At 44.6% G+C, this 26,061-nt stretch carries 31 protein-coding genes and 5 pseudogenes; all 36 read right to left on the reverse strand.

Annotated features, from left to right (window positions below; all coding sequences use genetic code 11):
* Positions 1-17: 17 nt before the first annotated feature.
* The 36 genes and pseudogenes from JCM10519_RS25080 to JCM10519_RS01460 all read right to left on the reverse strand — a co-directional run bounded on the left by JCM10519_RS25080 (position 18) and on the right by JCM10519_RS01460 (position 26,057).
* Positions 18-776 carry a hypothetical protein gene (locus JCM10519_RS25080; protein ID WP_347842756.1) on the reverse strand — a complete coding sequence of 253 codons (759 nt, stop codon included), beginning with the start codon at positions 774-776 and terminating at the stop codon, positions 18-20.
* A 117-nt stretch (positions 777-893) separates the two neighbouring features.
* On the reverse strand, positions 894-1,412 hold the full coding sequence (gene mreD, locus JCM10519_RS01345) for a rod shape-determining protein MreD (RefSeq protein ID WP_054737739.1): 519 nt from the start codon (positions 1,410-1,412) through the stop codon (positions 894-896).
* Positions 1,413-1,421: 9 nt separating this feature from the next.
* The gene (gene mreC, locus JCM10519_RS01350) at positions 1,422-2,336 is read right to left on the reverse strand and encodes a rod shape-determining protein MreC (RefSeq protein ID WP_054737740.1); all 915 of its coding nucleotides are present in this window, start codon (positions 2,334-2,336) and stop codon (positions 1,422-1,424) included.
* On the reverse strand, positions 2,337-3,032 hold the full coding sequence (radC, locus tag JCM10519_RS01355) for a DNA repair protein RadC (RefSeq protein WP_054737741.1): 696 nt from the start codon (positions 3,030-3,032) through the stop codon (positions 2,337-2,339).
* Positions 3,033-3,135: 103 nt separating this feature from the next.
* Positions 3,136-3,228 (reverse strand): DUF4321 domain-containing protein, encoded by a 93-nt coding sequence (locus JCM10519_RS25085; protein ID WP_347842920.1) that lies wholly within the window; start codon positions 3,226-3,228, stop codon positions 3,136-3,138.
* Positions 3,219-3,386: a hypothetical protein gene (locus JCM10519_RS01360; protein WP_347842757.1), complete on the reverse strand. Its 168-nt coding sequence runs from the start codon at positions 3,384-3,386 to the stop codon at positions 3,219-3,221. Before JCM10519_RS01360 ends, JCM10519_RS25085 begins: the two co-directional genes overlap by 10 nt.
* Before the next feature lie 148 nt (positions 3,387-3,534).
* The gene (locus tag JCM10519_RS25090) at positions 3,535-3,936 is read right to left on the reverse strand and encodes a methionine gamma-lyase family protein (RefSeq protein ID WP_347842758.1); all 402 of its coding nucleotides are present in this window, start codon (positions 3,934-3,936) and stop codon (positions 3,535-3,537) included.
* Entirely contained in the window at positions 3,890-4,303 is a 414-nt protein-coding gene (locus JCM10519_RS25095; RefSeq protein WP_347842921.1) for a methionine gamma-lyase family protein, read from the reverse strand. Before JCM10519_RS25095 ends, JCM10519_RS25090 begins: the two co-directional genes overlap by 47 nt.
* The gene (locus JCM10519_RS25100; protein ID WP_347842759.1) at positions 4,236-4,817 is read right to left on the reverse strand and encodes a methionine gamma-lyase family protein; all 582 of its coding nucleotides are present in this window, start codon (positions 4,815-4,817) and stop codon (positions 4,236-4,238) included. The genes JCM10519_RS25095 and JCM10519_RS25100 overlap by 68 nt, the downstream gene beginning before the upstream one ends.
* A pseudogene (gene miaA, locus JCM10519_RS01370) lies at positions 4,808-5,774 on the reverse strand (tRNA (adenosine(37)-N6)-dimethylallyltransferase MiaA). The gene JCM10519_RS25100 and the pseudogene miaA overlap by 10 nt, the downstream one beginning before the upstream one ends.
* A pseudogene (mutL, locus tag JCM10519_RS01375) lies at positions 5,771-7,722 on the reverse strand (DNA mismatch repair endonuclease MutL). The pseudogenes miaA and mutL overlap by 4 nt, the downstream one beginning before the upstream one ends.
* Positions 7,723-7,777: 55 nt before the next feature.
* Positions 7,778-10,437: pseudogene (mutS, locus tag JCM10519_RS01380) on the reverse strand (DNA mismatch repair protein MutS).
* A 95-nt stretch (positions 10,438-10,532) separates the two neighbouring features.
* Positions 10,533-11,982 (reverse strand): annotated as a pseudogene (gene miaB, locus JCM10519_RS01385) (tRNA (N6-isopentenyl adenosine(37)-C2)-methylthiotransferase MiaB).
* A 115-nt stretch (positions 11,983-12,097) separates the two neighbouring features.
* Entirely contained in the window at positions 12,098-12,265 is a 168-nt protein-coding gene (locus tag JCM10519_RS01390) for a hypothetical protein (RefSeq protein ID WP_347842760.1), read from the reverse strand.
* A 232-nt stretch (positions 12,266-12,497) separates the two neighbouring features.
* Positions 12,498-12,701, reverse strand: coding sequence for a family 1 glycosylhydrolase (locus JCM10519_RS25105; protein WP_347842761.1), 204 nt, complete (start codon positions 12,699-12,701; stop codon positions 12,498-12,500).
* Positions 12,702-12,855: 154 nt separating this feature from the next.
* Positions 12,856-13,698, reverse strand: a complete 843-nt coding sequence (locus JCM10519_RS25110) for a glycoside hydrolase family 1 protein (RefSeq protein ID WP_347842762.1) — start codon at positions 13,696-13,698, stop codon at positions 12,856-12,858.
* Positions 13,688-13,927: a family 1 glycosylhydrolase gene (locus JCM10519_RS25115; protein ID WP_347842763.1), complete on the reverse strand. Its 240-nt coding sequence runs from the start codon at positions 13,925-13,927 to the stop codon at positions 13,688-13,690. Before JCM10519_RS25115 ends, JCM10519_RS25110 begins: the two co-directional genes overlap by 11 nt.
* Positions 13,928-13,938: 11 nt before the next feature.
* Complete coding sequence (locus JCM10519_RS25120; RefSeq protein WP_347842764.1) at positions 13,939-14,505, reverse strand: glucose PTS transporter subunit IIA; 567 nt, start codon at positions 14,503-14,505, stop codon at positions 13,939-13,941.
* Positions 14,456-15,439 (reverse strand): PTS transporter subunit EIIC, encoded by a 984-nt coding sequence (locus JCM10519_RS25125; protein WP_347842765.1) that lies wholly within the window; start codon positions 15,437-15,439, stop codon positions 14,456-14,458. The genes JCM10519_RS25120 and JCM10519_RS25125 overlap by 50 nt, the downstream gene beginning before the upstream one ends.
* A 189-nt stretch (positions 15,440-15,628) precedes the next feature.
* Positions 15,629-15,799: a PTS transporter subunit EIIB gene (locus JCM10519_RS25130; protein ID WP_347842766.1), complete on the reverse strand. Its 171-nt coding sequence runs from the start codon at positions 15,797-15,799 to the stop codon at positions 15,629-15,631.
* 102 nt (positions 15,800-15,901) lie between these two features.
* On the reverse strand, positions 15,902-16,582 hold the full coding sequence (locus JCM10519_RS01405) for a PRD domain-containing protein (protein ID WP_347842922.1): 681 nt from the start codon (positions 16,580-16,582) through the stop codon (positions 15,902-15,904).
* A gap of 287 nt (positions 16,583-16,869) precedes the next feature.
* Positions 16,870-18,388 (reverse strand): annotated as a pseudogene (gene abc-f / locus JCM10519_RS01410) (ribosomal protection-like ABC-F family protein).
* Positions 18,389-18,748: 360 nt separating this feature from the next.
* Positions 18,749-19,444: a flagellar motor protein MotB gene (locus tag JCM10519_RS01415; RefSeq protein ID WP_054737743.1), complete on the reverse strand. Its 696-nt coding sequence runs from the start codon at positions 19,442-19,444 to the stop codon at positions 18,749-18,751.
* 18 nt (positions 19,445-19,462) lie between these two features.
* Positions 19,463-20,269 (reverse strand): MotA/TolQ/ExbB proton channel family protein, encoded by an 807-nt coding sequence (locus JCM10519_RS01420; RefSeq protein ID WP_054737744.1) that lies wholly within the window; start codon positions 20,267-20,269, stop codon positions 19,463-19,465.
* A 286-nt stretch (positions 20,270-20,555) separates the two neighbouring features.
* Positions 20,556-20,921 carry a PTS sugar transporter subunit IIB gene (locus tag JCM10519_RS01425; RefSeq protein ID WP_347842767.1) on the reverse strand — a complete coding sequence of 122 codons (366 nt, stop codon included), beginning with the start codon at positions 20,919-20,921 and terminating at the stop codon, positions 20,556-20,558.
* Between the two features lie 14 nt (positions 20,922-20,935).
* On the reverse strand, positions 20,936-21,625 hold the full coding sequence (locus JCM10519_RS25135) for a hypothetical protein (protein WP_347842768.1): 690 nt from the start codon (positions 21,623-21,625) through the stop codon (positions 20,936-20,938).
* The gene (locus JCM10519_RS25140) at positions 21,606-22,322 is read right to left on the reverse strand and encodes a hypothetical protein (RefSeq protein WP_347842769.1); all 717 of its coding nucleotides are present in this window, start codon (positions 22,320-22,322) and stop codon (positions 21,606-21,608) included. The genes JCM10519_RS25135 and JCM10519_RS25140 overlap by 20 nt, the downstream gene beginning before the upstream one ends.
* Positions 22,323-22,495: 173 nt before the next feature.
* Entirely contained in the window at positions 22,496-22,624 is a 129-nt protein-coding gene (locus JCM10519_RS25145) for a hypothetical protein (protein WP_347842770.1), read from the reverse strand.
* Positions 22,625-22,634: 10 nt separating this feature from the next.
* Positions 22,635-22,844, reverse strand: coding sequence for a hypothetical protein (locus JCM10519_RS01435; protein ID WP_054737745.1), 210 nt, complete (start codon positions 22,842-22,844; stop codon positions 22,635-22,637).
* Complete coding sequence (locus JCM10519_RS01440; RefSeq protein WP_347842771.1) at positions 22,831-23,190, reverse strand: sulfatase-like hydrolase/transferase; 360 nt, start codon at positions 23,188-23,190, stop codon at positions 22,831-22,833. The genes JCM10519_RS01435 and JCM10519_RS01440 overlap by 14 nt, the downstream gene beginning before the upstream one ends.
* Positions 23,178-23,936 (reverse strand): sulfatase-like hydrolase/transferase, encoded by a 759-nt coding sequence (locus JCM10519_RS01445; protein ID WP_054737747.1) that lies wholly within the window; start codon positions 23,934-23,936, stop codon positions 23,178-23,180. Before JCM10519_RS01445 ends, JCM10519_RS01440 begins: the two co-directional genes overlap by 13 nt.
* Before the next feature lie 43 nt (positions 23,937-23,979).
* A complete protein-coding gene (locus JCM10519_RS01450; protein ID WP_347842772.1) occupies positions 23,980-24,558 on the reverse strand; it encodes a PTS system mannose/fructose/sorbose family transporter subunit IID in 579 nt (192 codons plus the stop codon).
* Positions 24,559-24,578: 20 nt separating this feature from the next.
* Positions 24,579-24,818, reverse strand: coding sequence for a PTS system mannose/fructose/sorbose family transporter subunit IID (locus tag JCM10519_RS25150; protein ID WP_347842773.1), 240 nt, complete (start codon positions 24,816-24,818; stop codon positions 24,579-24,581).
* Positions 24,808-25,137, reverse strand: a complete 330-nt coding sequence (locus tag JCM10519_RS25155; protein ID WP_347842774.1) for a PTS sugar transporter subunit IIC — start codon at positions 25,135-25,137, stop codon at positions 24,808-24,810. The genes JCM10519_RS25150 and JCM10519_RS25155 overlap by 11 nt, the downstream gene beginning before the upstream one ends.
* Complete coding sequence (locus JCM10519_RS25160; RefSeq protein ID WP_347842775.1) at positions 25,131-25,520, reverse strand: PTS sugar transporter subunit IIC; 390 nt, start codon at positions 25,518-25,520, stop codon at positions 25,131-25,133. The genes JCM10519_RS25155 and JCM10519_RS25160 overlap by 7 nt, the downstream gene beginning before the upstream one ends.
* A gap of 105 nt (positions 25,521-25,625) precedes the next feature.
* Positions 25,626-26,057, reverse strand: a complete 432-nt coding sequence (locus JCM10519_RS01460) for a PTS fructose transporter subunit IIA (RefSeq protein WP_347842776.1) — start codon at positions 26,055-26,057, stop codon at positions 25,626-25,628.
* Between the last annotated feature and the right edge of the window lie 4 nt (positions 26,058-26,061).

Below are 26,061 nucleotides of genomic sequence, written 5' to 3' on the forward strand. Positions count from 1 at the left end.
CAGCCCGTCCTACGATGTCATTGATGTCGTAATCGTCTTTTTTTCTTCTGAAGGCCCTCCAGCTGGTCTTCCGGGACCTTTCCGGTATAACCGATGACCGGAGCAAAGGGAATGCTGTCGTTATAGGCGCGGATCGTGGTTTCCTCCACATTTACTCCCTGCATGTCCCCGATATGTTCCAGAATATCCGCCACGGTTTCATCGGATACCTGGCTGGCAACCGTAGTGGCTTCGTATTTGCGGTAAGACATGAGGCGAAGGGCGTATTTGATATTGATGATATCCAGTGCCTCCTGGTCCGTCAGGGTTAAGGGCTTTCCATCCTGGTCTTTCATATCCGTAAGGCCATTGTCCTTGCAGGCCTTTTCAAACAGCTCTCTTGCGCTTAAATTAGAGGGATTCTCTCCTTTTTCATCATCTAATTCTTCCACCTTTTTCAGGCCGTAATAATCTCGCAGAAAGCGCTTTCTGGAGGGCTCAGAGGGAGAAGTATAGACCATGTCGCCGTTGGGATCAATAGCGACTTCAAATTTTCCCTGTATGGTTTCCCCGTGCTTTTCAAGGATCTGCACCAGCCTTAAGTACATGTTATTTTTGGCTGCTGAATTCTTATAAGCTCCGGTATCCTGTACGGTAACGGAATAGGCCAGCTTATTATAAGCCAGGACTTTTCCGTTCCGGTCATAAATATTGCCCCTTGTTCCGGCAGTTGTAATGGTCTGTTCCGTAAGCTGCAGGTATTCGTTAAGGGCCTCTTCTCCATTGATGATCTGCATGTTAAAAAAGTTTATTTATTAATCCTGCATACATGAAAAGGGCGATGATTCCAAGTATAAAAAGCCGTGAAGACACTGCTTTTTAAAAAAAATTCCTTTATAATGTCTAACAAATCACTAAACAATTGCCGAATCACCTCTTTTTCCTATCTTTTCCAAGTGCCGGTTCAAAATCAGGAATGCCCGATAAAGAAGCAGGGTCGTTACAACGGTAAAAATGATTTCCGGAAGCATCAGATTGATAAAATAATAACCGACCCTTATTTTCTGTCGGATCAGGAACCGGAAAACATAAATATACAGGTTGTAAGCTAATTCGTTCAGTACGCTTAGAATCAAGGGAAGCGTAATATAATCTTCATAATAATATTTCGTACAAATTCCATTAATATAACCAATGTAGATAAAAATCAGGGTGTAAAAGCCAAAAGGCCCGCTGTAAAATAAATCCATTAGAAGCCCGGCCAAAAGCCCGTAATACATCCCGGCTTCTTTTCCATGCATGAAGCCAAAGGAAAAGGTGAGGATTAAGAGCAGGTTAGGTGAGGCTGATAAAAACGGAAGCAACGGAAATAGGCAGTTTTGAATGGTAAATGCCAGAATTATCATCAGCACATTAAAAATTATCCGTCTCATGTTACTCCTTTATTGAGAATTGCTCTCTGTTGTTTCTGCTTCAGAGGAAGCCGGCTCCTGGGGAGCTGTTTCCTCTGAAGCAGCTTCTTCCTTCATCATGTCAGATTTCAGTTTCGTGATAACCAGAACCTCCTGCAGGCTGTCAAACTTTGCAGCCGGAATTAAGTACCCTGATTTGGTGACGTTATTGGTATCATTGGTAATGTCAGAGGCATAACCAACCAGGATGCCGGGCAGGAATACGGAACTGATGTTGGAGGTTACGATCTTATCTCCGTCTTTTACATCACTTTCCTTTAATACGTTGGTGATCCGGAGCCTTCCTTCCTTAAACAGGGTTAAGTCACCGGCAACGATGCAGCTGTTACCGGACTGCATGGCCATGCCGCTCACACGGCTGGAATCATCAATAATGGAACGGACGGTTGCATAATTCGCTCCCACATCCGTAACAATGCCAACCAGACCGCCCCCGGCCACAACATTCATATCCGGGGCAATGCCATCCTTTGAGCCTTTGTCTATGCGGAATATCTGGAACCAGTTGCTTGAGTCATTGGCAATGACCCTGGCTCCCACCTTTGTATATTGGGCGTACTCCTGATCCAGGCTGTAAAGCTGGCGAAGCCGTTTTAATTCAAATTCTTCCGCCTGAAGCCTGGTGTTTTCTTCGGTCAGCTGTGTGATGATATCCTTCATCTCTTTATTTTCTTTCAGTGCGTCATGAAGCTTTGTATAATCGATAATTTCATCATAAATGGCCGAGCCAGCCGCATTGACGCCAGATTGCACCGGGATCAGGAAATACCCCACCCCGGTCCTAAGGGGCGTCAGCCATTCGTCACGAATGGAGGTCAGCCCGATCAACAGGACACAAAATACCGTTAAGGCAATAAGAACATATTTGCTGCGTTTTGATTCCATCTATAAGATTCCCCGTTCCTTCAAACTGATATAGGAATTATCTCCTATGATAATATGGTCCAACAGCCGGATGCCAACCAGCTCCCCTGCCTCCTTTACCCGTCGGGTGAAGCTTACGTCTTCCCTGCTAGGGGACGGATCTCCGCTTGGATGGTTATGGACCAGTACCAGGCTTACTGCATGATATTTCATAGCCTCAATGAAAATCTCCCTGGGAGAAACTGCGGAAGCATTCACCGTTCCCTGAGAGATCATAATGTCCCTTATCAGGGCCCCTTTTGTATTCAGGAGCACGATATAAACCATCTCCTGTTCTTTATGGCGCATGTCCTCCACAAAGTAATTTACAATATCAAGGGGATTACGGAATGAATCCCCTTCGGAGCGGGCGGCTCTTTTCCAGATACGTCTGGAAAGCTCTCCCACGCATAAAAGCTGGGCACCTTTGACAGCTCCGATTCCCTTAACTGACATAAGTTCAGGCATTGAAAGATGCAAAAGCCCTAAAATACCCTCTTTGGGATAATTTAAGGCCAGTATCTTCTGTGCCAGCGCCACGGAGTTGCTCTCCCTGGAACCTGTGCGGATGATGATAGATAAAAGCTCCGCATCGCTTAACCCTTCCGGCCCTTCCTTTAAACACTTTTCATAGGGCCGTTCATCCGCAGGAATGTCTTTCATCGTTATTCGTTTCATATGCCTCCTGACCGTTACTCTCCAGGCACGTTAAAAAAAGACATATGTAAGATAAAGCGGCTGTTTGCAATCCGCTTCGATACTTGCTCATGAACGCAGGCGTTCAAATTAACCGATATGTAATGAGGGCTGCCGCCACTCCTATAATGCCGGCCATGGTAATTTTAATGTTAATGCCAAAGGTAATTACCAGAATGCGAGATTGACGACCAGAGGGGTGTCAAATCCAAAAGATTGTCCTGCGTTTAACCAGGACAGCCAGGAAATTCCCCGGGTCAGATCTCCGACAAAGCCTCCGAGCACTACGCCGGCCAGCATAAGAAGAAGCAGTACCCAGCAGTTTTTGTATTTCATCTGCTTTGCTACCCCTTTTGGTTTTATGACAGGATTGTCCATACCTATCAAATCATTTTATCATAGTTTCGCAGTTGTGTATACCGTTTTTTTATAATTTGCCTCTAAGGGACAAGGGCAGGAGCTTGCTTGTGAAAAATAATTTTATTTACAATCGGATCAGACCGGCCTCCAAAAGCTTTTGCGCTGACATTAAAATTCCAAGCTTTGCGTGGTACCAGGTAAGACCTCCCTGAAAATAAACTGCATAAGGCGGTTTGATAGGACCGTCGGCGCTCAGCTCAATGGATGAACCTTGTACAAAAGCACCAGCCGCCATGATGACAGGGGCGTCATAGCCCGGCATATCCCATGGTTCCGGGGTGACAAAGCTGTCAACAGGGGCTGCTGCCTGAATTCCCTGGCAGAAAGCAATCACTCCTTCCGGCTTTCCGAAGGTAACGGCCTGGATAATGTCATGGCGGGACTGGGAACCGTCAGGCACCACCGCAAAGCCCAGCTTTTCATAGACATTGGCGGCGAAAACAGCGCCCTTTAAGGCTCCTGCCACTACGGTAGGCGATAAGAATAATCCCTGAAAAAAAGGACTGGTTAAGGCCCAGAGTAGCTCCTACTTCCTTTCCAAGGCCAGGTGCTGTCAGCCGGTAGGAAGCCCGGTCAATGCAATCGGTTCTTCCTGCGATGTAGCCGCCGATGGGAGCAATGCCTCCCCCTGGATTCTTTATGAGTGAGCCAACCACCATATCGGCCCCTACGTCAGACGGTTCCATCCGTTCAACGAATTCCCCGTAGCAGTTGTCAACCATACAGATCACATCCGGTTTCAGCTTTTTCATGAAGGAAATCAGCTCACCGATCTGGGAAACCGAAAAGGTAGGACGGGTATCGTAGCCTTTGGAACGCTGGATGGTGACCAGCTTTGTTTTTTTCGTTCACCGCTTTTTCTATGGATTCGTAGTCAAAGGTTCCATCGGACAGAAGGTCTACCTGCCGGTATACCACTCCATACTCTTTTAAGGAACCCACACTGTCCCTGATGCCGATCACTTCCTCCAGGGTATCATAAGGCTTTCCCACGGGTGAGAGGAGCTCATCCCCAGGGCGGAGATTTCCGGAAAGGGCAACGGTCAAGGCATGGGTTCCGCTGATCAGGTTCGGCCTTACAAGAGCGCTTTCTGTATGGAATACGCTGGCATAAACCGCTTCTAACGTGTCACGGCCCAGGTCGTTGTAGCCATAGCCTGTGGTTGCCGCAAAATGGATGTCACTGACCCGGTTCTCCTGCATGGCCTTAATGACCTTCATCTGATTATATTCTGCCGTTTCATCGATTTCTTTAAAACGTTCTCTTAACGCTTCTTCGATTTCTTTCCCAAAATCCATTACCTGACGGCTGATTCCCAGGTTTTCATACATTTCATTTATTTCCATTGTTTATTTTTCTCCAATCCGTACATCTCATTTATGTCCTGTGAAATTTTCAAAAGCACCTGATCCAGGTCATTGTTAAAATCAGGAAGATTCAGCCATCTGACATCCCTTTCCCGTTTAAACCAGGTGATCTGGCGCTTTGCAAAATGCCTGGTGTCCCGTTTCAGAACATAAATGGCCTCTTCCAGTGTAGATATCCCCTGTAAATAATCCAGGATTTCTTTGTAGCCAAGGCCCTGCATGGAAACCATGTCCCTGGTTAAGCCCATGTCCTTTAAATGCATTACTTCTTTCACAAGACCCTGCTCAAGCATGAAGTCCACGCGCCGGTCTATCCGTTCATAGAGGCAGGCCCGGTCTGTATTTACAACATAATAGAGGAAATCATAAGGAGACTTTTTCTGCTTTTCCCGTTTGTTGTGCTCTGAGATCCGCTCCCCGGTCTGCCGGTAATATTCGATTGCCCGGATCACCCGTTTCATATTATTCTCATGGATCTCATCTGCAGAATCCGGGTCAATGTCCTGAAGAAGATTATGGAGAAACGCTGCTCCCCTCTCCTGTCCCAGCCTTTCCAGATCCGTGCGTATGGAGGTATCTTCTCCATTTTCCGTAAAATCAATATCATAAAGAAGGGCCTGGATGTAAAAACCGGTTCCTCCGGCCACAATTGGAATATGACCGTGGGAATAAATTTCTTCCACGGCCTCTTTGGCCATTTTTTTGAAAGACTGTCACATTAAATTCCTCTTCCGGATCAAGGACATCGATCAGGTAATGAGGAACACCTTCCATTTCTTCTTTTGTGATCTTTGCGGAACCGATGTCCATATGGCGGTATACCTGCATGGAATCAGCACTTATAATTTCTCCTCCGATTGCCTTTGCAAGACGGACCGACAGAGCGGTCTTTCCCACTGCCGTCGGCCCGGTTAAAATAATCAGCGGTCTCATCATACGATCCTCTTAAATTTCTTCTCTAACTCATATTTGCTCATGGAAATGATCGTTGGCCTTCCGTGAGGGCAGGCATAGGGATTTTCCAGGCTTAAAAGCTGGTCGATAAGCTGGTTGGCTTCCGCTGCAGATAAGCTGTGCCCTCCCTTTACTGCTGCCTTGCAGGATAAGGAGGCGACCCGCTCATAAATGATATCCGGGTTATGGGATGAGCCATCCTCAGACAATCCATCAATCATCTCAATCAGAAGTTCTTTTTTTGGCTATGGAAAACAGGTTTGCCGGAACCCCTCTGACCGCGTATTCCCTGCCGCCAAAGGGCTCGATCTCAAAGCCCATATCCGTAAAATATTTTAAATGGCGTTTTAATAAAACTTCTTCATTCTGGTTTAAGGTCAGGATGATAGGGGGGCTTACCAGCTGGGAAATGCATTCCATATTCTTAAGTGTTCCCATGGTTTTTTCATATAAAACCTTTTCATGGGCAGCATGCTGGTCAATGATAAAAAGCTGTTCATTAAATTCCACCAGCCAGTAGGTATCGAACAGCTGCCCGATGAGCTTGTGCATGGACCGGGCCTTTGGTTCCAAAAGCTTTCCATCAAACAGATCCAGTTGTTCCGGCTCCTTTTCTCTTTTAGGAGCCGCATCCATGGCTGGAACCTCTGCCGGCTTATCAATGGGCGGGGCCTGAGATTTTAACCAGTCAATGGACGGGGCCTGGGGTTTTAACCAGTTGTCTGACAGTTCCTCCCCTTCCTTTATAAAGGAAGGCTGGGACGGAGTTAACCTTTTAGGAAAGAGACTTGCCGTTTCCTTCATCTCTTCCGTGACAGCCTGCTGCTCCATGGCCATAAGCCGGCGCTTTTCAAAAGGCTCCGGGCTTGGCTCGTGTTTTTTTTCCCGCAAAGCCCTGCTTTTCCTCCGCCTTTTTCTCCAGTTCCACCTCCGGGATCAGCTCTTTGTGGGCCAAAGCGCTTGATACCACCTGATGTACCAAATGATAGATCATTTCCCCATCCCGGAACCGAAGTTCCATCTTGGTGGGGTGGACATTCACATCGAGCAGTTCCTGGTCAATGGAGAAATGAAGCATGGTGAAGGGATATTTATGCTGCATCATAAATGGCCGGTAAGCTTCTTCAATTGCTCTGCAAATGATGCTGCTTTTTATGTATCTGCCATTGATGAAATAGTTTTCGTAATTACGGTTGCCTCTGGCGATCACCGGCTTTCCGATGTAGCCATGAATGGAAACCTGGGGCTTGTTCACCGAAACCTCCAAAAGGTTTGATGCAATTTCCCGTCCAAAGACTGTGTATACAATATCCTTTAAGTTGTGGTTTCCGGAAGTGTGCAGCTTGTTCTGGTTGTTCTGGATAAAGCGGATGGATACTTCCGGATGAGACAGGGCCAGTTTTTCCACCAGCTCCGCTACATGAGCACCTTCCGTTGCAGGAGTCTTTAGAAAATTCTTCCTGGCAGGAGTGTTATAAAACAGGTTCCTGGCAATAAAGGTAGTCCCTTCAGGTGCTCCGATTTCTTCCACGGACCGTTCTTCGCCTCCGTCAATCTGATATCTGGTTCCGGTAAGCCCTGCACTGGTCTTGGTAATAAGCTCCACCTGGGAGACTGCAGCAATGCTTGCAAGAGCCTCTCCCCGGAATCCAAGAGAGGAAATGGTGAACAGATCCTCTACCGATTTGATCTTGCTTGTTGAATGGCGCAAAAAAGCCAGAGAGACTTCCTCTTTTGGGATTCCACAGCCGTTGTCGGTCACCCGGATAAAGGAGGTTCCTCCTTCTTTGATCTCCACGGTAACTGCGGTGGATTTGGCGTCAATGGCGTTTTCCAAAAGCTCCTTTACAACGGAGGCAGGACGCTCTATGACCTCTCCTGCCGCTATTTTGTTAATGGTGTTTTGATCCAGTACGGTTATATTCGGCATGGTACGTCTCCTTTCTCCAGGGCGTGTCAGTTTGTTCGGGATTTGCAGATACGCCTTACTGCCAACGGTTCTTTAGCTTTGTCTGCAGACAGTACAGGGTATTGAGCGCGTCAATGGGCGTCATATTACCCAGTTCTAAATCTCTTAATTCCTTGATGATGTCATCATCCTTTACGGTATCAAAGATGGACATCTGCTGTAAATCCACCTCGTCCGGCTTGGGAACTGCTTTTCTCTGGGGAATATTGGCGTTGATCCCGGCGATTTCCCTGGCCTTAGCTGTGATGTCCGCATCACTTAATTCTAACAGCAGCTCCTTGGCCCTTACAATGACGGTATCTGGTACGCCTGCCAGTTTTGCCACCTGTACACCGTAGCTTTTATCGGCTCCGCCCTTTATGATTTTTCTTAAGAAAACAATGTCGTCGCCCTGTTCCTTTACTGCGATGCAGTAATTATTTACCCCGCTCATGGTTCCTTCCAGCTCGGTCAGCTCATGATAGTGGGTGGCAAACAGGGTCTTTGCTCCCAGGATTTTCGGATTGCTGATGTGCTCCACCACGGCCCAGGCAATGCTGAGTCCGTCAAAGGTACTTGTTCCGCGGCCTATTTCATCTAAGACGATCAGGCTGTTTTTTTGTGGCGTTCCGAAGGATATTGGCTACCTCTGTCATCTCCACCATAAATGTGCTCTGGCCGGAAGCCAGATCATCGGATGCACCGACCCGGGTAAAAATCCGGTCGCAGATTCCAATGCTTGCCTCCTCGGCAGGAACAAAGCTTCCGATCTGGGCCATAAGGACAATTAAGGCAGTCTGGCGCATGTAGGTAGACTTTCCTGCCATGTTGGGACCGGTGATAATGGAGACCCGGTTTTTTCCGTTGTCCAGATAGGTATCATTGGAAACGAACAGATCATCCCGCATCATTTTTTCTACGACCGGATGACGTCCGTTTTTAATGTCGATCAGTCCCTTTTCATTGATCTGGGGCTTAACATAATTGTTCCTCGTGGCAACAGAGGATAAGGAGGCCAGGACATCAACTCCTGCTATGGCCCTTGCAGTCTTTTGGATCCGGAGAACCTGGTCTGCCACCGAATCCCGGACCTGACAGAATAAACTGTATTCCAGGGAAAACAGCTTGTCCTCAGCACCCAGTATTACATTCTCAAGTTCCTTCAGTTCATCAGTGGTGTAACGCTCCGCATTGGCAAGAGTCTGTTTACGGATAAAGTAATCGGGTACAAGGTCCTTAAAGGAATTGGTTACTTCAAAATAATAACCGAATACTTTATTGAATTTTACCTTCAGGTTTTTGATCCCGGTTTTTTTTCTTTTTCCCGTGCTTCCAAATCAGCCAGCCAGTTCTTGCCCTCTGTTTTGGCGTTTCTCAGCTTATCGGCTCCCTCCTGGAACCCATCCTTAATAATCCCACCGTCTCTTAAAGTGACCGGCGGGTCGTCGATAATGGCGCGGTCAATCAAGTCCCTGACATCCTCTAAGGGATCCAGTTCCCCCCATAAGTCCTTCAGCATGTCGCTGGTGAATTCTTCTAAAAGATTCTTGATGTGGGGAAGCATTTCCAGGGAGTTTTTAAATGCGATCATATCTCTGGGATTGGCTGTTTTATAGCTGATCCGTCCGATCAGACGTTCCAGGTCATAAATAGGGTTTAAATATTCACAGATTTCTTCCCGTGATATGAAATTCATATTCAGCTCTTCAATGGCGTTCTGGCGTTTTATGATCTCTGATTTATGGATCAGGGGCTGCTCAATGTAGGTACGCAGCATTCTGGCACCCATGGCTGTCTTTGTCCGGTCCAGGACCCAGAGAAGGCTTCCACGCTTCTGCTTTTCCCTTAAGGTCTCCAAAAGCTCCAGATTCCGCCTGGTAGAAGTATCAATAATCATGAATTGCCCGGTGGAATAAGGGGTAATGGTGGTTATATGGGAGAGGCTGTTTTTCTGGGTCTCGTACATGTACTCCATAACTGCCCCGGCAGCTATGACTCCGGTGTCATAATCTTCCAGTCCAAGCCCTGTGAGTGCGCCTACCTTGAAGTGTTCTTTTAGAATTTTCCGGCAGACTTCATCGGAAAAGAAATGATGATCCAGAGATGAAATAACCGCATGGTGACGGTTCTTTATTTCTTCAACATCTACCCCCGAAACATAAAATGCTTCGTTGCAGATGATTTCGGAGGGGGTAAACTTATTGATCTCATCGATCAGCTCCCGCTCCGACTCTACCTCTGTTACAAGAAAGTCACCGGTGCTGATATCCGCAACTGCAATACCAAAGGTTTCGCCGATATAGACGATACCCATCAGGTAATTATTTTTTTTGTCTCATCAAGAGCCTGGGCGCTTGTGATGGTTCCAGGTGTTACCACGCGGATGACCTCCCGCTTTACCAGTCCCTTGGCAAGTCTGGGGTCCTCCATCTGCTCGGCAATGGCAACCTTATAGCCCTTCTGGACAAGACGGTTTAAATATGTATCAACGGCATGGTAAGGAACGCCGCACATAGGTGCCCGTTCCTCCAGTCCGCATTCTTTCCCGGTTAAGGTAATTTCCAGCTCTTTTGATACGGTAACCGCATCATCAAAAAACATTTCATAAAAGTCTCCCAGCCTGTAAAACAGGATACAGTCCGGGTATTCCTTCTTTGTTTCCATGTAATGAGTCATCATTGGTGATAATCCAGCCATGCTCTTTTACTTCCTCTTTTCTGTATACCGCCCATGTTTTTGGGCAGAGCACACCGCTTTGCCGGGTGTGATGGCATGCCCGCAGGGCGTTTCTATTATGGTCTTAAAGTTCCCATGTAGTAAAATCCTCTGGATTCATCCAGATATACGTCCACGATTTTTCCTATGAGAGAAGAATCTCCCTTAAAGTGAACGGTAGTGTTATTACCTAAGCGGCCGGTTAAAAGGCCTTCTTCATGATCATTCACTTCTTCTGCAAGTACCTTCTGAACGGTGTGTTCCTCTCTTCCGCAGACCTCGGAGGAAATTTTCTGGACTTCACCCAGCAGACGGTCAAAACGGTTCTTTATTACTTCTTCGGAAACCTGCTCCTCCATCTTTGCTGCCGGCGTTCCGGTCCGCTTGGAGTAGATAAAGGTAAAGGCGCTGTCAAAACGTACCTTTCTCACTACTTCAAGAGTTTCGTTAAAATCTTCTTCTGTCTCTCCGGGGAAGCTACAATGATATCTGTGGTCAGAGAAATATCCGGCATGGCTGTCCGGATTTTTTCTACAAGCTCCAGATACTGTTCCTTGGTGTATTTCCGGTTCATGACCTTTAAAATCCGGCTGCTGCCTGACTGAAGAGGCAGGTGAAGATGATTGCACACCTTTTTTTGAATTTTTCATGGCTTCAATCAGTTCGTCTGACAAATCCTTTGGATGAGAAGTCATAAAGCGAATCCGCTCCAGGCCTTCCACCTGATCGATCTGGGTCAGAAGTTCTGCAAAGCTTACGGGTGTTTCCAGGGTCTTTCCGTATGAGTTGACATTCTGCCCTAAAAGCATGATTTCCACAACTCCGTCATTTACCAGTTGCTTTACCTCTTCCAGAATGTCTTTGGGGCTGCGGCTCCGTTCCCTGCCCCGTACATAGGGCACGATGCAGTAGCTGCAGAAATTGTTGCATCCAAACATAATATTAACGCCGGATTTAAAGGAGTACTTCCGGTCCGTGGGGAGATCCTCCACAATCCGGTCCGTTCCCTCCCAGATGTCTACAACCATCTTTTTTTCTTCCAGGCGTTCATACATAAGCTCTGCCAGTTTAAAAATGTTGTGAGTGCCAAAAATAATATCCACAAAGCGGTAGCTCTTTTTGATCTTGGCAACTACTTTTTCTTCCTGCATCATGCAGCCGCAAAGAGCGATCATCATATGGGGATTTTTCTTTTTTTAAGCTGTTTAAATAACCAAGACGTCCGTAGACTCTGTCATTGGCATTTTCCCTGACTGTACAAGTATTATAAAGAACAAAGTCAGCCTCTTCCGTGTCATGTTCCACAAACCCGATGGCTTCTAAGATACCTTGAAGCTTTTCGGAATCTCTGGAATTCATCTGGCAGCCAAAGGTGGCGATGTGAAAGGTAAGCTGCTCCTTTCCTGAGACTTCTTTTAATTTTTCCAGAATATCCTGGCAGCGTTCTATAAAAAAGTATTGTCTTGCAGGCTCCTCCTGGGGGGCATGGCTGAGGGCTTCTTCGTAAGTCATATTTATATCATTCATTTACATAACCTCTTAATTTTTTCATTATAGCATATATCCGCAGTGAACAGTATATCATAAATCCTTTTTATTGCAAATACCAAAAAAAATTCCCATAGCAGCCTGCGTCCTGCTCTTATCTAAAATAATTATCCTGTTCCGAAACAACTTCTATGGGCTGCTGTAAATCAAACTCCTTCATCTTCTGAATCCCAAGTACAATGCACAGCACGGAAAGACCGAAATTGATGATACCGAACGTGGGTATGGAAAACGGCAGAAAGGATACAATTGCATTTATCAATAAAGGCAAGGTCCCTGCGCAGACTCCCATTTGCTTCTGTCCTTTCTCTTATGTATCTTTAATGCATATTAAGCTTATCATATGGCTGTATTTAAGTAAAATATTATTTTCTATCGGCTTGCGTAATATACCCTGGATCAAAACTGCTTTTGGAGTCCATTATTTCCAATGGAAAAGAGCCGCTGTACATAGGTGATTACGTTCCTATTTACAACGACCCTTTTACGAAAAATCAGGTGAGGTTTTCTCCGTTTGTTTCAATTATCCGTTTAAACCATTCAAAGGAATCTTTTTTTATCCGGTCCATGGTACCTTCCCCATGATCATCCAGATCCACATAAATAAATCCATAACGCTTACTCATTTGTCCTGTTGTGGCACTGACCAGGTCAATTGGCGCCCATGTTAAATAGCCAAAGCAATCCACCTGATCCATTTCAACTGCTTTTTTTTAGCTGGGCAATGTGTTTTTTTCAAATAATCAATTCGATATTCATCATGGATTTTCCTGTCTTCCGTCAATTGGTCTACCGCACCAAGGCCATTTTCTGTAATAATAATCGGGATCCCATATTTCCGGTAAGTATAATTTAGTAAATACCGAAGGCCCACAGGTCAATGGTCCAGCCCCATTTGCTAGCTTCCAGATAAGGATTTTGCAAGCCGCCAAACAGGGCGCTTTTTCCTTCTCCTGCCCCTTCATATTCAGCAACTGACGATGCGTAATAATTCATCCCAATAAAATCGATTGTTCCATCACGAAAAGCCTGGCGATCTTCCTCATTTAGAGCAATTTCGATTCCCTGCAATTTGTATTCCTGGATTTTATAAGAAGGAAACCGTCCGCTGCACATTGCGTCAAGCTGATAAAAATCCCGGTCCATTTGCTTGAACGCATTCATTACGTTTACTGGATTGCAATCTATGGGATAAACCGGTTCTATTCCAAACACACAGCCGATCTGAACCTGCGGGTCTATGGCATGACCCAGTTTAACTGCCAAACAGCTTGCAAGAGTCATGTTATAACCAATTGTCGCAAGAGTCTGCTTTTTATTCTCCAATTCAGAATATTTTAACCCGGCAATTATATAGGTAAAGATGTCACTTGCTTCTGTTTGAGGATCAATATGGTTCATTTCATTAAATGTGACCCAGTATCTTACTTTTCCTTTCAATGCCTCAAACATTGTCCGGCAAAACGTTAAATAATAATCAATTACCTTTCTGTTTGCCCAGGAACCGTATTTTGTTACCAGATGAACGGGCATTTCAAAATGATACAAAGTTACAATAGGCTCTATTCCATACCTTTTTAATTCATCCACAACCTTTTGATAGAACAGGATTCCTTCCTGGTTCGGGAGCTCTTCATCTCCTTTTGGATAAATTCTTGACCAGTCAATGGACAGCCTTAAAGCTTTAAACCCCATTTTGCAAAAGGGCAATATCCTCTTTGTATCGGTGATAAAAATCAATTCCATGATGAGACGGATAATGTGCAGATCCGGATAACTGCTTATGGATTTCCCTGGGCTTCCCATATGCTCCCACAGTCACAAGATCCATGATCCCTAAGCCTTTATGTCCTTCCTCATAAGCACCTTCGCATTGGTGGGCGGCAATGCTGCCGCCCCATAAAAAATTGTCCTTTAATTTCATATCTGATTTTTTTACTCCTGTTCCAAGACAATATTCATGATCTGATCATCAGCGTGAACTTGTTTGCTTCCCTCAGGAATTACATCCAAATAATCATTGGTATTTGTTATTACAACAATTACAGTAGGATCATAACCTGCATCTATGATGCTTTCAAAGTCCACAATCGCTAATTTTTGTCCTTTTTTTACGATGTCTCCCTGATTAACCATTACCTCGAAATATTTTCCTTCAAGTTTCACAGTATCAATGCCAATATGAAGCAAAACCTCTTCGCCATGTTCACCCTTAATTCCAATTGCATGTTTTGTAGGAAAAACAGCTGCAACTTCTCCAGCAACAGGTGCAAAGATACTGTTTTTTTTAGGGATAATTCCCACCCCTTTTCCTAAAGCACCAGTTGAAAAGGCCTGATCGTTCACTTCTGATAATTGAACTAATTGACCTTCAGCGGCGGTTAATAAAGGAATTGTACGGAAATTTGGATTTTCGCCTGTTATTTCACTTGGATCATCTTTTTTATCGGTATCATCTTCTGATGGCACTCCTAATAGATAAGAAACGATAGCTGCACCCACGAAACTGATAATAACTGCTGAGACCATCAGCCATAAATTTTTTAAAATCACCTGTACCAATGTAAGCCGGCAGGCCAAACAGGCCCCATGCGATGGAATAAGCCTTTACGCCTGTAATTCCTGCAAACAGACCGCCTAAACCGCCGCCGATCATTACCGCTGCAAACGGCCGGCGGAATTTAACAAAAACACCATAAATGGCAGGTTCCGTCACGCCTAAGATAGCAGATAATGTTACAGTTCCGAAGAGCTGTTTTTGTTTGCTGTTTTTTGTCCGTAAAAAGTACCCTAACATCGCTCCGCCAACAGCGATATCGGAAATCGTGCAAGAAGAAATAAACGCCGGATCATAACCATTAGAAGCAATCAGGGAAGCCACCACCGGCATAATAAAATTACCTGCCCCCAGCATGATAATAAATGGCTGCAATGCAGAGTAAAGCATCATTACAAACCAGCTTCCCACATATTTCATCAAAAAGTTAAAGAAAGCAATGATTCCTTCGCCAAGATAAAACCCTAAGGGACCAAAAACCAACAAGGTTGCCGGAAGCATAACAATCATGATCAGCAAAGGAGTTAAAAAGTACTGTAAGGCTGTTGGAACAATCCTTTTTACATATTTTGTTACATATCCCATAAACCAAACAGCTAATAAAATAGGTATAAAGCTATTGGAATAGGTAATTTGAGGCAATGGAATGGTAAATAAGGTCAGACCTTCTGCTCCGTTAATTGACCCGGATAAAATGGTTGCCGCTAAAGCCACTGCCAGGTAAGGACTTACCCCTAATCGTTTGGCACAGCTCATTGCCATAAAAATAGGCAGGAAATAGAAAACAGCATTTCTTAAAGCATCAAATATTTGGTATGTGGGGCTCTCAGGAGAAATAAGCCCTGTAAGGGAAACAATGGATAAAAACGCTGCAAGCAATCCTGCACAAATAATTGGTTCCAATATAGGTTCATAGATTCAGACACAACGTCTAAAGCAGCCTTTACAAAATTCTTATTCTTGCGTTTCTGTGAACCATCTTCTCCGGCACTAATGCCAAGCATATCGATTAATTCTTTATATACGTCATTTACGTGAGTTCCCACAATAATCTGATAAGCCACATTGTTATCGACCACATCGATAACGCCTTTTAAATTTTTTAATTTCCTCTGTCTTAGCTTTCCTTTTATCTTTTAAAGTAAAACGTAAACGTGTCATACAGTGAACAACTGCCTGTACGTTGTTTTTACCGCCGATTAAGTCAATAATCTGCTGATTAAACTGTTGGTATTTCATGATTCGTTTTCCTTTCTTTCCAAAATGCGGTTAATGTGTATCATTAAATACGCATATTCATCTTGCGATAAATACTGATTAAACTTTTTCTTCACATAAATATCAATTTTTTTCTGCTGCTGTATAAGCATAGGGGTAGATCTCCTTTACCTGCTGAAACAAAATGGAATCACTTTGTCCATGATTCTTATCTTTTCTTAAGCGTTCAATAAAATATTGAAGATGCGTTACTAACCGCATATAGTTCATTGAAGATTCATCAAAGGAGAGATTAAAATGATATTTGATAATGTTCAGCATATCCTGCAGCGTTTCCATATCTTTAATTTTTTCATCCAGAAAAGATTTTTCTTCCTGGATATTTACAAAGTGTAAGGCGATTGAAACAGCTTCGTCATCGGGAAAATCAATTTGATAGCATTCCCTCATCATCTGTAACGCATGGAGGCCGATTTTATAATATACCGGATAAAACTTTTGAACCTCCCAGGATAAAGGGCTGCGGATAAACTGATTTTTCTTCCCTCGTTTCCAGGCAAAAGTAATATGGTCAAGTAAGGCCAGATATAAATAATCATTTGCTTTTTGTTCTAATATTTTTTCACCATAATCAACTAAATCATTAATCAGACCAATGGTTTTATCATCGGTATTGGTGAGTAAATAGCTTAAATGTTCAAGGCGGTCTTTTGAATCTAATACATACGTCTTTTCAATTTCAGAGTCTGTAATTTGTTGGCCAACTTTTTTTTGAAAGAAATCCCTGATGAAAAGACGATGGATTCATGGCCTCCTTTTTCAACAATTGCAATGTTATTATTCAGTATCTTTTTTTACCCGCACCGTGTACTCCTTTCCAGAAAAAAAACTCAGATTACATACCAACTAACCCAGGAAAAAATGGGCTGATTAATATGCAATCTGAGTTCTGCCTGCTTATCAGTAACATAACTCAAGAAATAACTGCTTTGTTATTTCTGGTTTTTTCTTTCTTACACATAGGTATAATATCACTAATTTATTCCTATGTCAACGCCTAACTTTTGTATAAATAGGGCAATTTACAGCCTTTATTCCCTATGATCATGGATCTCCACCACTTCAGTTGCCACCTTCCCGGTAAATGCATCGTCATGCTCCACAAGCACCATGGTAGGCTGGAATTTAAGGATCAGATTCTCGATCTGAATCCTGGAATATACGTCAATGAAATTAAGAGGTTCATCCCAGATATACAGATGGGCCTGCTCACAGAGGCTGCGGGCAATAAGAACCTTTTTCTTCTGCCCTTCGCTATAGGATTCCATGGGTTTCTCCAATTGCTCCCTGGAAAAATCCAGCTTGCGCAGAAGCGCTTTAAACAGGGGATCTTCGATACCGCTTTCCTGGGAGTATTCTGTCAGGCTTCCTTTTAAAAATGAAGTATCCTGAGATACATAAGAAATTTTAAGGCCGCTGGCTGTTTCCTTATCCCCCTCATAGGAAATACTTTCACCTGCAACGTCTTCGCCCAGGATCAGCTTCAGTATGCTGGATTTTCCGCAGCCGTTTTTCCCCTGCAAGGATAAGCGCTGTCCCTGTTCCAGGGTAAAGCTGACCGGCTCACAGACAGGCATATCATAGCATGGAACAACCTCCTTTAAGGATAGAATTCTGGATGAGTGGTATTTCAAAGGATAAAGCTTAAGATCCTCCGCCTCTTCTATATTTTTTTAACAGGCCCTTTTTATCCTCGATGGCACGGTCCTGCCTGCGTTCCAGATTCTTCCTGCGCATCTGCATGCGCCTGGATTTTTCACCAACATAGGCCCGTGTATCAATGGATTTTTCACGGACCATGGACTTTTTTTTCCGATCTTTGTTGATTCCACCTGGTCTGCCCAGTCACCTGATTGCCTTGCGGCCGCCTCTAAATGACGGATGTCCTTTTTTTAACCGCTGGTTTTCAGATTGTTCGAACTGGTCCTGCATTTGCTTGTTCTCATACCAGGAGGTGAAATTTCCTTTCTGAACTTCAATGTTGGTTTTGTTTATGGACAGGATATGGTCCACGGATGAATCAAGGAATTTCCGGTCATGGGATACCAGGATAAATCCCTTTTTGCTGTTTAAATACTGGCTCACCAGTTCTCTGGCTTCCCGGTCCAGATGATTGGTCGGCTCATCGATCAGCAGAAAATGGCCTTCCCTTAAGAACAGGGCTGCTAAGAGGGTCTTGGTCCTTTCCCCGTTTGAAAGCGTGTAAAACGGGCGGTATAGCACATCCTCGGAAACTTTCAGCCGGGATAATTCTCTTTTAAGCTCCCAAAAAGCATAATCCCCAAGGAGAGAGTCCAGAATTTCCAAAGTGTTCAGCTCCTCATCCGGTACAGGAAATGGAAAGTAATCAAACAGGACATTGGAAACAATGGTTCCCGTATATTGATACCGGTTCATCAGAAGATTTAAAAATGTGGTCTTTCCTCTTCCGTTTCTTCCTGTAAAGCCCAGATTCCAATCTGTATCAAGTTGAAAGGAAACGTGCTCAAAGACTGGGTTTGGGCTTCCTTCATAGGTGAATGACAAATCAGTGACTTGTATTAATGACATAGATATTCCTCCATTCGGGCAGGAAATAAAATTTCCGCACAAAAAACGACTGCAAGAATCCTTTTTCTCACAGCCGTTCGCATCAAAACAAGCCCGACGGGCAAAATTTCTGCTTTATCCATGTCTTATTATGACATAAAAAGGGTATGAGAATGAAATAATATTCTTGCAAAAACAGGCATGACAAAAAAAGACAATGTCCTTTCCTTCTTAATCATGCAGTTACTTCAGCAAGAATTATTAAATCATCCTTTCACCTCATTTCGCTTTATATGCCCGTAGTCTATCATAAATATATAAAATTGTCAAACAATAATCAGCGCAATCCAGGAGATTATTCATAGTATGTACGAAATCCCCTTAATTAGCCCGTCCTGTAATGGTAATTTCTACCCGGCGGTTTTTCGTTCTCCCCTCTTCCGTATCATTGGAGGCGATGGGATTGTAATGGGAATTTCCCTCAATGGACATTTTGGCCGGCTCCAGTCCCATAGCAGTCATCTGGTTTAAGACTGCCACTGCCCTGTTTACGGACAGCTGCCAGGAATCCGCTTCATTAGCAGCATCATGATGGCCTAAATCGGCTGTATTACCCGTAATCGTAATGTGGTTGATGTCACCGTAAATGGCTTCAAGGCTGCTGCTGATTTCCTGAATGACCGGCTTGCTGTCAGGGAGCAGAATAGCTGTATCCGGTTGGAACAGCATGGCATCTTTTAAATGTATGCTTACAGCTGATCCGTTGGAAGATACGTTGATCATGTTCCCCAGATCGCGGTCTGCGATATAAGCTTTCAAGGCCTGGTAGACATTGTCCAGATTATCTGCAGAAACAGAAATGTTGCCTCCTGCAGCAGAACCGTTCACCTGATCTGTATGGTTTAAAACCTGTTCAAGCCCATGGGACATTTCTTTTAGCTTCATCGTATCAACCGAACTCATGCCGTACATGATAATAAACAAAGCCAAAAGCAATGTGATCATATCAGAATATGTAAGAAGCCACCGCTCCGAATTATCTTTTTCTACTTCTGATTCCACGACTCTTCTGCGCATCCTTTATCCCTCCCAATGTTAGTTTTCAATTCCCTGTTTGTACCGTTTGGCTCCATCTGAAAAAGCCTGGAAATAAAGGGCCAGCTCATTTTCAATATTTCGGGAGGTATTACCGTTGGCAATCATGCATACGCCATCCACGATCATTTCTTTTTGAATATGCTTTCTCTTAAGCTGTGTTTTTAATTTGTTGGCAATTGGCATGTAAATCAGGTTGGCGAAACACACACCATAGAGGGTTGCAACAAACGCAGTACCGATGGAACCTGCAAGCTCTGATGGGTCCTCAAAGCCGGAAGCAAGTACCATGATCAGTCCCATAACGGTACCTATAACTCCCATAGTAGGAGAAAATCCAGCGGCAGCCTCAAATACACTTGCTTCAATGCTTTTTTGCTGGACATAAGCTCTGATATCAGATTCCAGAGTGTACTGGATGGATTCCGGCGACTTTAATTCCTGTATAAGAACCAGGCCTTCTTTAAGAAGCAGATATTCCTCCTGATTCAGTTCCGGATCCCTGCTTATATCTTCCAGGCAAGTGACTCCCTCCGCCCGGTAGCGGGTCGCAATCATTGATATTTTAGCAATCATTTTTTCCAGGCTGGCTGAATGGGGATGCTTAAAACTTCTAAACATGGCCCGCATAGCCATAGCTATGTCGTTGAGAGAATAGGAAGCAATGACAGCACCGATTGTTCCTCCTACCACTATAATAAAAGGGCTTAAGAGGAATAAAGAATATATGGCACCTTTTTCCATAACAAAGCCTGTTAAAAGGGCACCTATTCCGATAACGATACCAATAAGCAGTGAAAAATCCATAACTTTTCTCCTTTGTAACTAGTATTTGTAACATCATAATTCTATCATAAAATGAAGAATCTCTGACGCTAAGATGTTGCTAATATTACAACGGGATTTAGTTATGGATTTTTGATTTATATTGCTGTAACGCCCAGGGAACTACGTATTGGCTGCGTTTTCATCTTACTGCTCATTGATCAGTTTAACAAAATCCAGGGCCTCATCGGCCGGGACCATCTGGGCTGTAATTGTGACTCCCTTCTCAGACAGATAAAGAAAATCTGCAATATCTTCTGCTGATACACTAACGGCTTTTTTTTAACATTCGGGTGTTTTGCTTTCCTCCCATATTTCCAACATTCACCTTACCCATGTGGAAGCCCCCATCGTAAAGCCTGCATATGGTTTTCGGGCTTTTGGCAACCAGGAAGACCTTTTCTCCTTGGTATTTTTCAGCACATAAATTGGCGGCTGCCTTTTCTACAGTAAGAATTGACAGCTTGCACTGCTTCGGACAGGCCAGCTTAAGAGCCTCCTTATTTATTGTATCCTTTACAACCTGATCATCTACTACCATAATCCTGGTTGCTCCTGTAACCTGGCTCCAGACAGTTGCCACCTGTCCGTGAATCAGACGGTCATCAATCCGGACATTTACAATCTCCATCATAAAATAGTCCCCTTTCATTTGTCTTTTACGGTTATAAATACAGGTGAGGTCCAGGCTGCATCCCCATTTTTCTGCCAGATTCTAAGCCGTAAGTTTCCGCTTTGTTCCATCCGGATCTTTCTTTTACCGGTAAGTTCATAGGAGCTTTCAGGATATGCCTTACCTACGCGGATTTTATAGGCATTGTGCCACCATGGATCATTCCGGTAATGGGTGATCTCTCCCCAATGTTCCTTTGTCAGGCAGTTCACTTCATCCCAAAGAGCCATGACATGGGAGCTGTTAAGCATTTTCCTCACTGGAAGGAGATATTCCTTTCCATTGATGAGCAGACGCAGAACACTGTTCACATCCGCTTCCACTTCAAAGATAAAGCCCTCTGCCACCGCCTTCTCCGCGCCCATCCATTTTCCGGAAGCCGGAGACTGGTATGTAGTCATGGTAAAGCTGCAGCTCTTGTCATTGTTTTGAATAATTTCCTGACCATAGTGATTCCAGCACGGTTGGACGGAAAGCAGTTTTCCATCCGTCTCCAGGCGTCCCTCCCAGCTTTTTCTAAGGTGGTCATGGTAAACCCTGGTATCCGGTCCCCAGCCAAGTTCCAGACGGAATTTAAACCGGATCAAACCAACTGGTTCCTCCCGTTCCCACGTACCTGAATGCACGACCATTTCCTCTAAGATATTATCTCTTAAAATCTCCACCCTGTCTACTGCTCCGGTTCCTTTTATGTAATATTCTACTTCTACTTCTTTTTTTGTCTGTTTCAATTTCAGATCCCATAGGTGCCGAATTCACATGGTAGTCAACTTCAATCCTGCTTCGGGACACTCCGTAGGTTCTCCGGCTTTTCAATCCTTCCCAGATGGATTCTTTTGTACACTCCTCTGCAAGCACACACATGCTTCCGTTTTCAAACACTCCGGGAACACTGTGGTTATCACCTGCTGCAATAGCACCGATTTTATACCCCCGTTCAAGGCCCTTCTCATAGGTCGTCTCCCCTGTCCGCGGCCCCATATGGACATGACGGTCCATAGACAGAGGACCATCGTCATTTTCACTGGAACCGTGGCTGGAGTAAATTTCTGCGATAGGAGAAAACGTCTCGTTATGAGTATCCCAATTTTTACCTCTGGAACCAGGCTGATATGCCAGGTGGTGAGGGATTCCAATAACCTCCTGCCCTTCATAGGCAGCAGCCAGGTCCTGGTAACGCATGGGATGCCCCTGCTTCCCGTTATTATGAAGGAAAAACACATTATGATCTCCATCCAAGCCGGCTCCCTGCCATTCATAACCCATGAACATCGGAAATCCCTGTCTATTAGCTTCCTCGGTAAAGCTTCTTATAATTTCCCAGTCCCGGGCAATTGTTTCATCATCGTATCGATCCTCCACAGCAAGTCCTGCTGGTGTGGGGCGCATATAAAATGGATAATAGGCCACCGGCCAGAAATCCATCTGTTTTTTTTACCTGTTCATACCACGCCGGGAGCTCATTAATCTGCCCATGATGGATATTACTGTGCATGTCTGTCCAAAACTTTTTGTACTTCATAGAATCCTCCCAACTACTCTCTTGGATTTATAAGTGTGTTTCTATCTATCTTCATGGTTGCCCATTCTTCCGGCATTTTTGCCTGTCCCCATGCTTTCAGCCGTCTCTGATTGTCTCTGGCCTCCCGCTCCCGGCCAGACAAATATTTAAGCTCATTTTTTTCTCAGGAAGCCGCCGCTTTCTTCTATCTGTTTCATAAGCTTTTTCAATAAACCTTCTCTGGTCATTGAAAGATCATATTCTTCATCAGGATCTTCCTGTAAATCATAAAGACATATGGTTTCATTTCCTGACTTAACTATTTTGTATTGTCTAAGGATCACCGCTTCTATCAGTTTCGGATTGTCATCACTTCCCACCATCTGCTGGATTCTTACGAGCCCGGATTTTTCTCCGGGAACTACTGAAATCAATCCTGCGTCCCTGATGCCAGGAGTAATCTTCATTCTTTCCTGTCTCTTCCAAAAGCGTGCGGGATACATCTAAAAGTCCTACCGGATCTTTTGAAATGCCTGGAGCTATTCCTGTGCCGGCTGCCAGAAGAGGGATATGGACCGCAGCCTCATACATGGTCTGCTTTCCAAACAGCTTCCGTTTTCCAAGCTGCTCCCCGTGATCGGACGTGTAGAGGAACAGGTATTCCCGCCCGTTTTCGACAGACTGGATTTTATGATAAAGTTCTCCTGCATACCGGTCTAACTGTTCCACCAGCCGCAATAAGCGGCCTTACAGTTTCTCATATGTTCTGGTGTACATTCCTGAAGGAATTCATTATAAACAGAAAGAGAAGGAATCTCTGCCTCTTTCTTACACTCCTCCGGGGAAAAGCGGTTCTGGTACTTTATGTAATCCTCATTTTTACACGTAAAAGGAAAATGGGGGCCGTAGAATCCAATCACCAGAAACAGCGGTTTTCTGTTTTCCTTTTTCTTTCCCCAATCCTCAAGAAAACCCATGGCCGACCGGAATACCATCTCGTCATAAAGCATAACCGGGGAAATCCCCCCTCCAACCGCATCCAGGCAGTTTTTCCTGTTTGTGGTTCCGGCATACACGCCAAAATCCAGGCGGCTTTTTCCACCGGTTCCCCAGAATTGAGAGGTAATATCTCCGAAGTACCGTTCATCAAATCCATGGTTCTGGTCTTCCCCTTTAAAATGCATCCGGCCGGCCAGAACGGTCTGGTATCCCAGACGTCCCATCTCATGGGCAATGGTAGGCACATCGCCGCCAAGAGCGGCATCATTATTAAAAATACCAAGTTGTGACGGTAACTTTCCAGTTAGAAATGACATGCGCGAAGGGACACAAAGGGGCGAATTACAATAGCAGCGTTCAAACAGCAAGCCTTCCTCTGCGATCTTTTTAAGACCTGGCGTATCAATCCGTTCATCCGCAAATCCCGTGTAATCCCAGCCGTGCTGGTCTGATATAATTAAAACCATATCTTTCATAAGAAAATCTCCTCCGGTCCGGCCGTTTCCGGTTATCCTGCATTTACATAATCCCTAAAAATACCATAACAGCCGCAAACCCGACGATACCGAGAATAATCTTTGTGGCGGACCATTTCTTCTTATCCATCAGATACCACACTGCAAGTGTAAGCAAAAGGGGAAGTATCCCGGGCATTATTTTATCAAAAATCTGTTCCTGTAAAGAAAGAGACATTTCACCGCTTACAAACTGGTAAATTACATTTGCTTTTACGGTAGTTGCAGCGACTCCGCCTATTACGATCAGTCCCATCATAGTGAGTCCGGTAGTAATTTTATCCGCAAGGGCACGGTTGGTGAAAAACAAGTTTGCAGCACCGATACCCATATCATATCCTTTATGAAACAGATACCACTGCAAGCCAACTACACTGGTAAGCCACACCGCACAGAAGAACAGGGGACCGACCGGATTTCCGTCACTGATGCACATGCTCATGGCAATACTTAGAAGAATCGGACTGTAGGTTCCGATTAGCATAGAGTCTCCGATTCCGGCAAAAGGCCCCATAAGCGCATTTTTGGTATTTACAATCAGCTCTTCGCTGACATCTTCTCCCATGGCACGGGCTTCCTCCATGGCAATGGTTATACCTGGGATCAGGGCTCCAAGCTGAGGCTCTGTGTTAAAAAAAACTGCATATGGCGCTGAAGGGATTTTTTGTATTCATCAGAATCGTTTTTATATAGTTTCTTTAAAATCGGTTCCAGCACATGACAAAAAGCGAGTCCCATCATACGTTCAAAATTCTGGGTTGCCTGTATAAAGAAAATATAAGACCAGGCAGCCCTGTTAATATCCTTTTTATTAAGCAATGAGTTTTCTCTTTTATTCTTCATAACAGCCATCCTCCTCTGTGTTTTGTACCGGAGCCGGTACGGCCGCTTGTGTTGTGCCCTGAGCCATAACAAAGATAAATGCAATTGCGGTTGCAAACACAGCCAGTGCGGTAACAGACATGCTGGTAGAGCCGATCAGAATCCAGCCCATGAGAAACAATACAAGCATCCATTTCTTTGAAAGGGACTGCTTAAGCAGCATGGCAAATCCAATAGCCGGAAGCATCTTTCCTGCCACCTCAAAAAAGTGAAGGATTCCCTGAGGCATACTGTTGATCAGGAACTCTGCCAGGGGTGTGCCAAGGTAACAGATCAGCATGGCAGAGCAGCCCGGAGAATGAAGCTTGGAACGGCTGCCAGATAAGTAGCGCGGTGAATTCCGGCTCCATCTCCCCTCTCGGCAGCCTGATCTCCCATATGAGGAAAATACGCATTAATCGTCATAATAAAATTAAAAAGTCCAAGTCCCAGCATGCTGAGAGGAACTGATAACGCCACTGCCTGTTCACCGGTACCTCCGGCCGCCAGTGCCAGCGGTATACCGATATAGGCTGCCCAGTTCACATCCGCAGGCATAGCACCTCCAGGCGTGATCTGCCCGATAAAAAGTGCCTGAACCATTGCTCCTGCAATGACACCGCCTCTTACATCCCCTAAGATCAAGCCAACGATCAAACCGGCTACAAGAGGACGTCCTATCATATTCCACCCGCCTGTCACCCCAAAAACCATGGCGTACGTTTACTGCTAAATAGGCAAATAAGCCAATCAGTAAAGCCTGTAAAAAAGTCATACCTTATTCCTCCATTAATTATTCTTCGTAGTCCCCTTCTGCTGCAGCAGATTCTTCAAACTGTACCATAGCATTTTTTTTCCGGCAGTCAGACTTTCTGCGGCAATTGCAGAAGTGCTGTCCATGGAAGCTCTTGACATATATCCTTCCAGTACTGACGGAAGGTTTGCCCCGCCGATTACTGCTATTTTGCCAGGATGCTCCATTTTCATGCGAACAGAGACATTAAACGGGGATCCTCCTGTCAAATCCGTATAAATCAAAATCCCGGTGCATTGGGAAAGCCGTCCGGCCGCCTCTGCTAATTTTTCGGTTAGAATCTCAAGAGAATCTTCCTGCAGGAAATCCACTGGCTCGTAATACTCCGGTTCTCCGGCTAACAGCTTTAACCCGCTTGTGATCCCTGTGGCATAACTTCCATGACCGGTCACAATCATACCTATCATCTTT

It is taken from the genome of Clostridium sp. NkU-1, assembly GCA_001312405.1.

What these genes read in the sequence shown, in the direction of transcription:
- JCM10519_RS25080 (WP_347842756.1), bottom strand. Translation starts at nt 776, where the DNA reads ATGCAGATCATCAATGGAGAAGAGGCCCTTAACGAATACCTGCAGCTT.
- mreD (WP_054737739.1), bottom strand. Translation starts at nt 1,412, where the DNA reads ATGAGACGGATAATTTTTAATGTGCTGATGATAATTCTGGCATTTACC.
- mreC (WP_054737740.1), bottom strand. Translation starts at nt 2,336, where the DNA reads ATGGAATCAAAACGCAGCAAATATGTTCTTATTGCCTTAACGGTATTT.
- radC (WP_054737741.1), bottom strand. Translation starts at nt 3,032, where the DNA reads ATGAAACGAATAACGATGAAAGACATTCCTGCGGATGAACGGCCCTAT.
- JCM10519_RS01360 (WP_347842757.1), bottom strand. Translation starts at nt 3,386, where the DNA reads ATGAAATACAAAAACTGCTGGGTACTGCTTCTTCTTATGCTGGCCGGC.
- JCM10519_RS25100 (WP_347842759.1), bottom strand. Translation starts at nt 4,817, where the DNA reads ATGGAAATAAATGAAATGTATGAAAACCTGGGAATCAGCCGTCAGGTA.
- JCM10519_RS25105 (WP_347842761.1), bottom strand. Translation starts at nt 12,701, where the DNA reads ATGGATCAGGTGGATTGCTTTGGCTATTTAACATGGGCGCCAATTGAC.
- JCM10519_RS25110 (WP_347842762.1), bottom strand. Translation starts at nt 13,698, where the DNA reads ATGGGGTTTAAAGCTTTAAGGCTGTCCATTGACTGGTCAAGAATTTAT.
- JCM10519_RS25115 (WP_347842763.1), bottom strand. Translation starts at nt 13,927, where the DNA reads ATGAAATTAAAGGACAATTTTTTATGGGGCGGCAGCATTGCCGCCCAC.
- JCM10519_RS25130 (WP_347842766.1), bottom strand. Translation starts at nt 15,799, where the DNA reads ATGAAATACCAACAGTTTAATCAGCAGATTATTGACTTAATCGGCGGT.
- JCM10519_RS01415 (WP_054737743.1), bottom strand. Translation starts at nt 19,444, where the DNA reads ATGCGCAGAAGAGTCGTGGAATCAGAAGTAGAAAAAGATAATTCGGAG.
- JCM10519_RS01420 (WP_054737744.1), bottom strand. Translation starts at nt 20,269, where the DNA reads ATGGATTTTTCACTGCTTATTGGTATCGTTATCGGAATAGGTGCCCTT.
- JCM10519_RS01425 (WP_347842767.1), bottom strand. Translation starts at nt 20,921, where the DNA reads ATGATGGAGATTGTAAATGTCCGGATTGATGACCGTCTGATTCACGGA.
- JCM10519_RS01435 (WP_054737745.1), bottom strand. Translation starts at nt 22,844, where the DNA reads ATGGTGGGAAGTGATGACAATCCGAAACTGATAGAAGCGGTGATCCTT.
- JCM10519_RS01445 (WP_054737747.1), bottom strand. Translation starts at nt 23,936, where the DNA reads ATGAAAGATATGGTTTTAATTATATCAGACCAGCACGGCTGGGATTAC.
- JCM10519_RS01450 (WP_347842772.1), bottom strand. Translation starts at nt 24,558, where the DNA reads ATGGAGGAAGCCCGTGCCATGGGAGAAGATGTCAGCGAAGAGCTGATT.
- JCM10519_RS25150 (WP_347842773.1), bottom strand. Translation starts at nt 24,818, where the DNA reads ATGAAGAATAAAAGAGAAAACTCATTGCTTAATAAAAAGGATATTAAC.
- JCM10519_RS25155 (WP_347842774.1), bottom strand. Translation starts at nt 25,137, where the DNA reads ATGCTGATCTGTTACCTTGGCACACCCCTGGCAGAGTTCCTGATCAAC.
- JCM10519_RS25160 (WP_347842775.1), bottom strand. Translation starts at nt 25,520, where the DNA reads ATGATAGGACGTCCTCTTGTAGCCGGTTTGATCGTTGGCTTGATCTTA.
- JCM10519_RS01460 (WP_347842776.1), bottom strand. Translation starts at nt 26,057, where the DNA reads ATGATAGGTATGATTGTGACCGGTCATGGAAGTTATGCCACAGGGATC.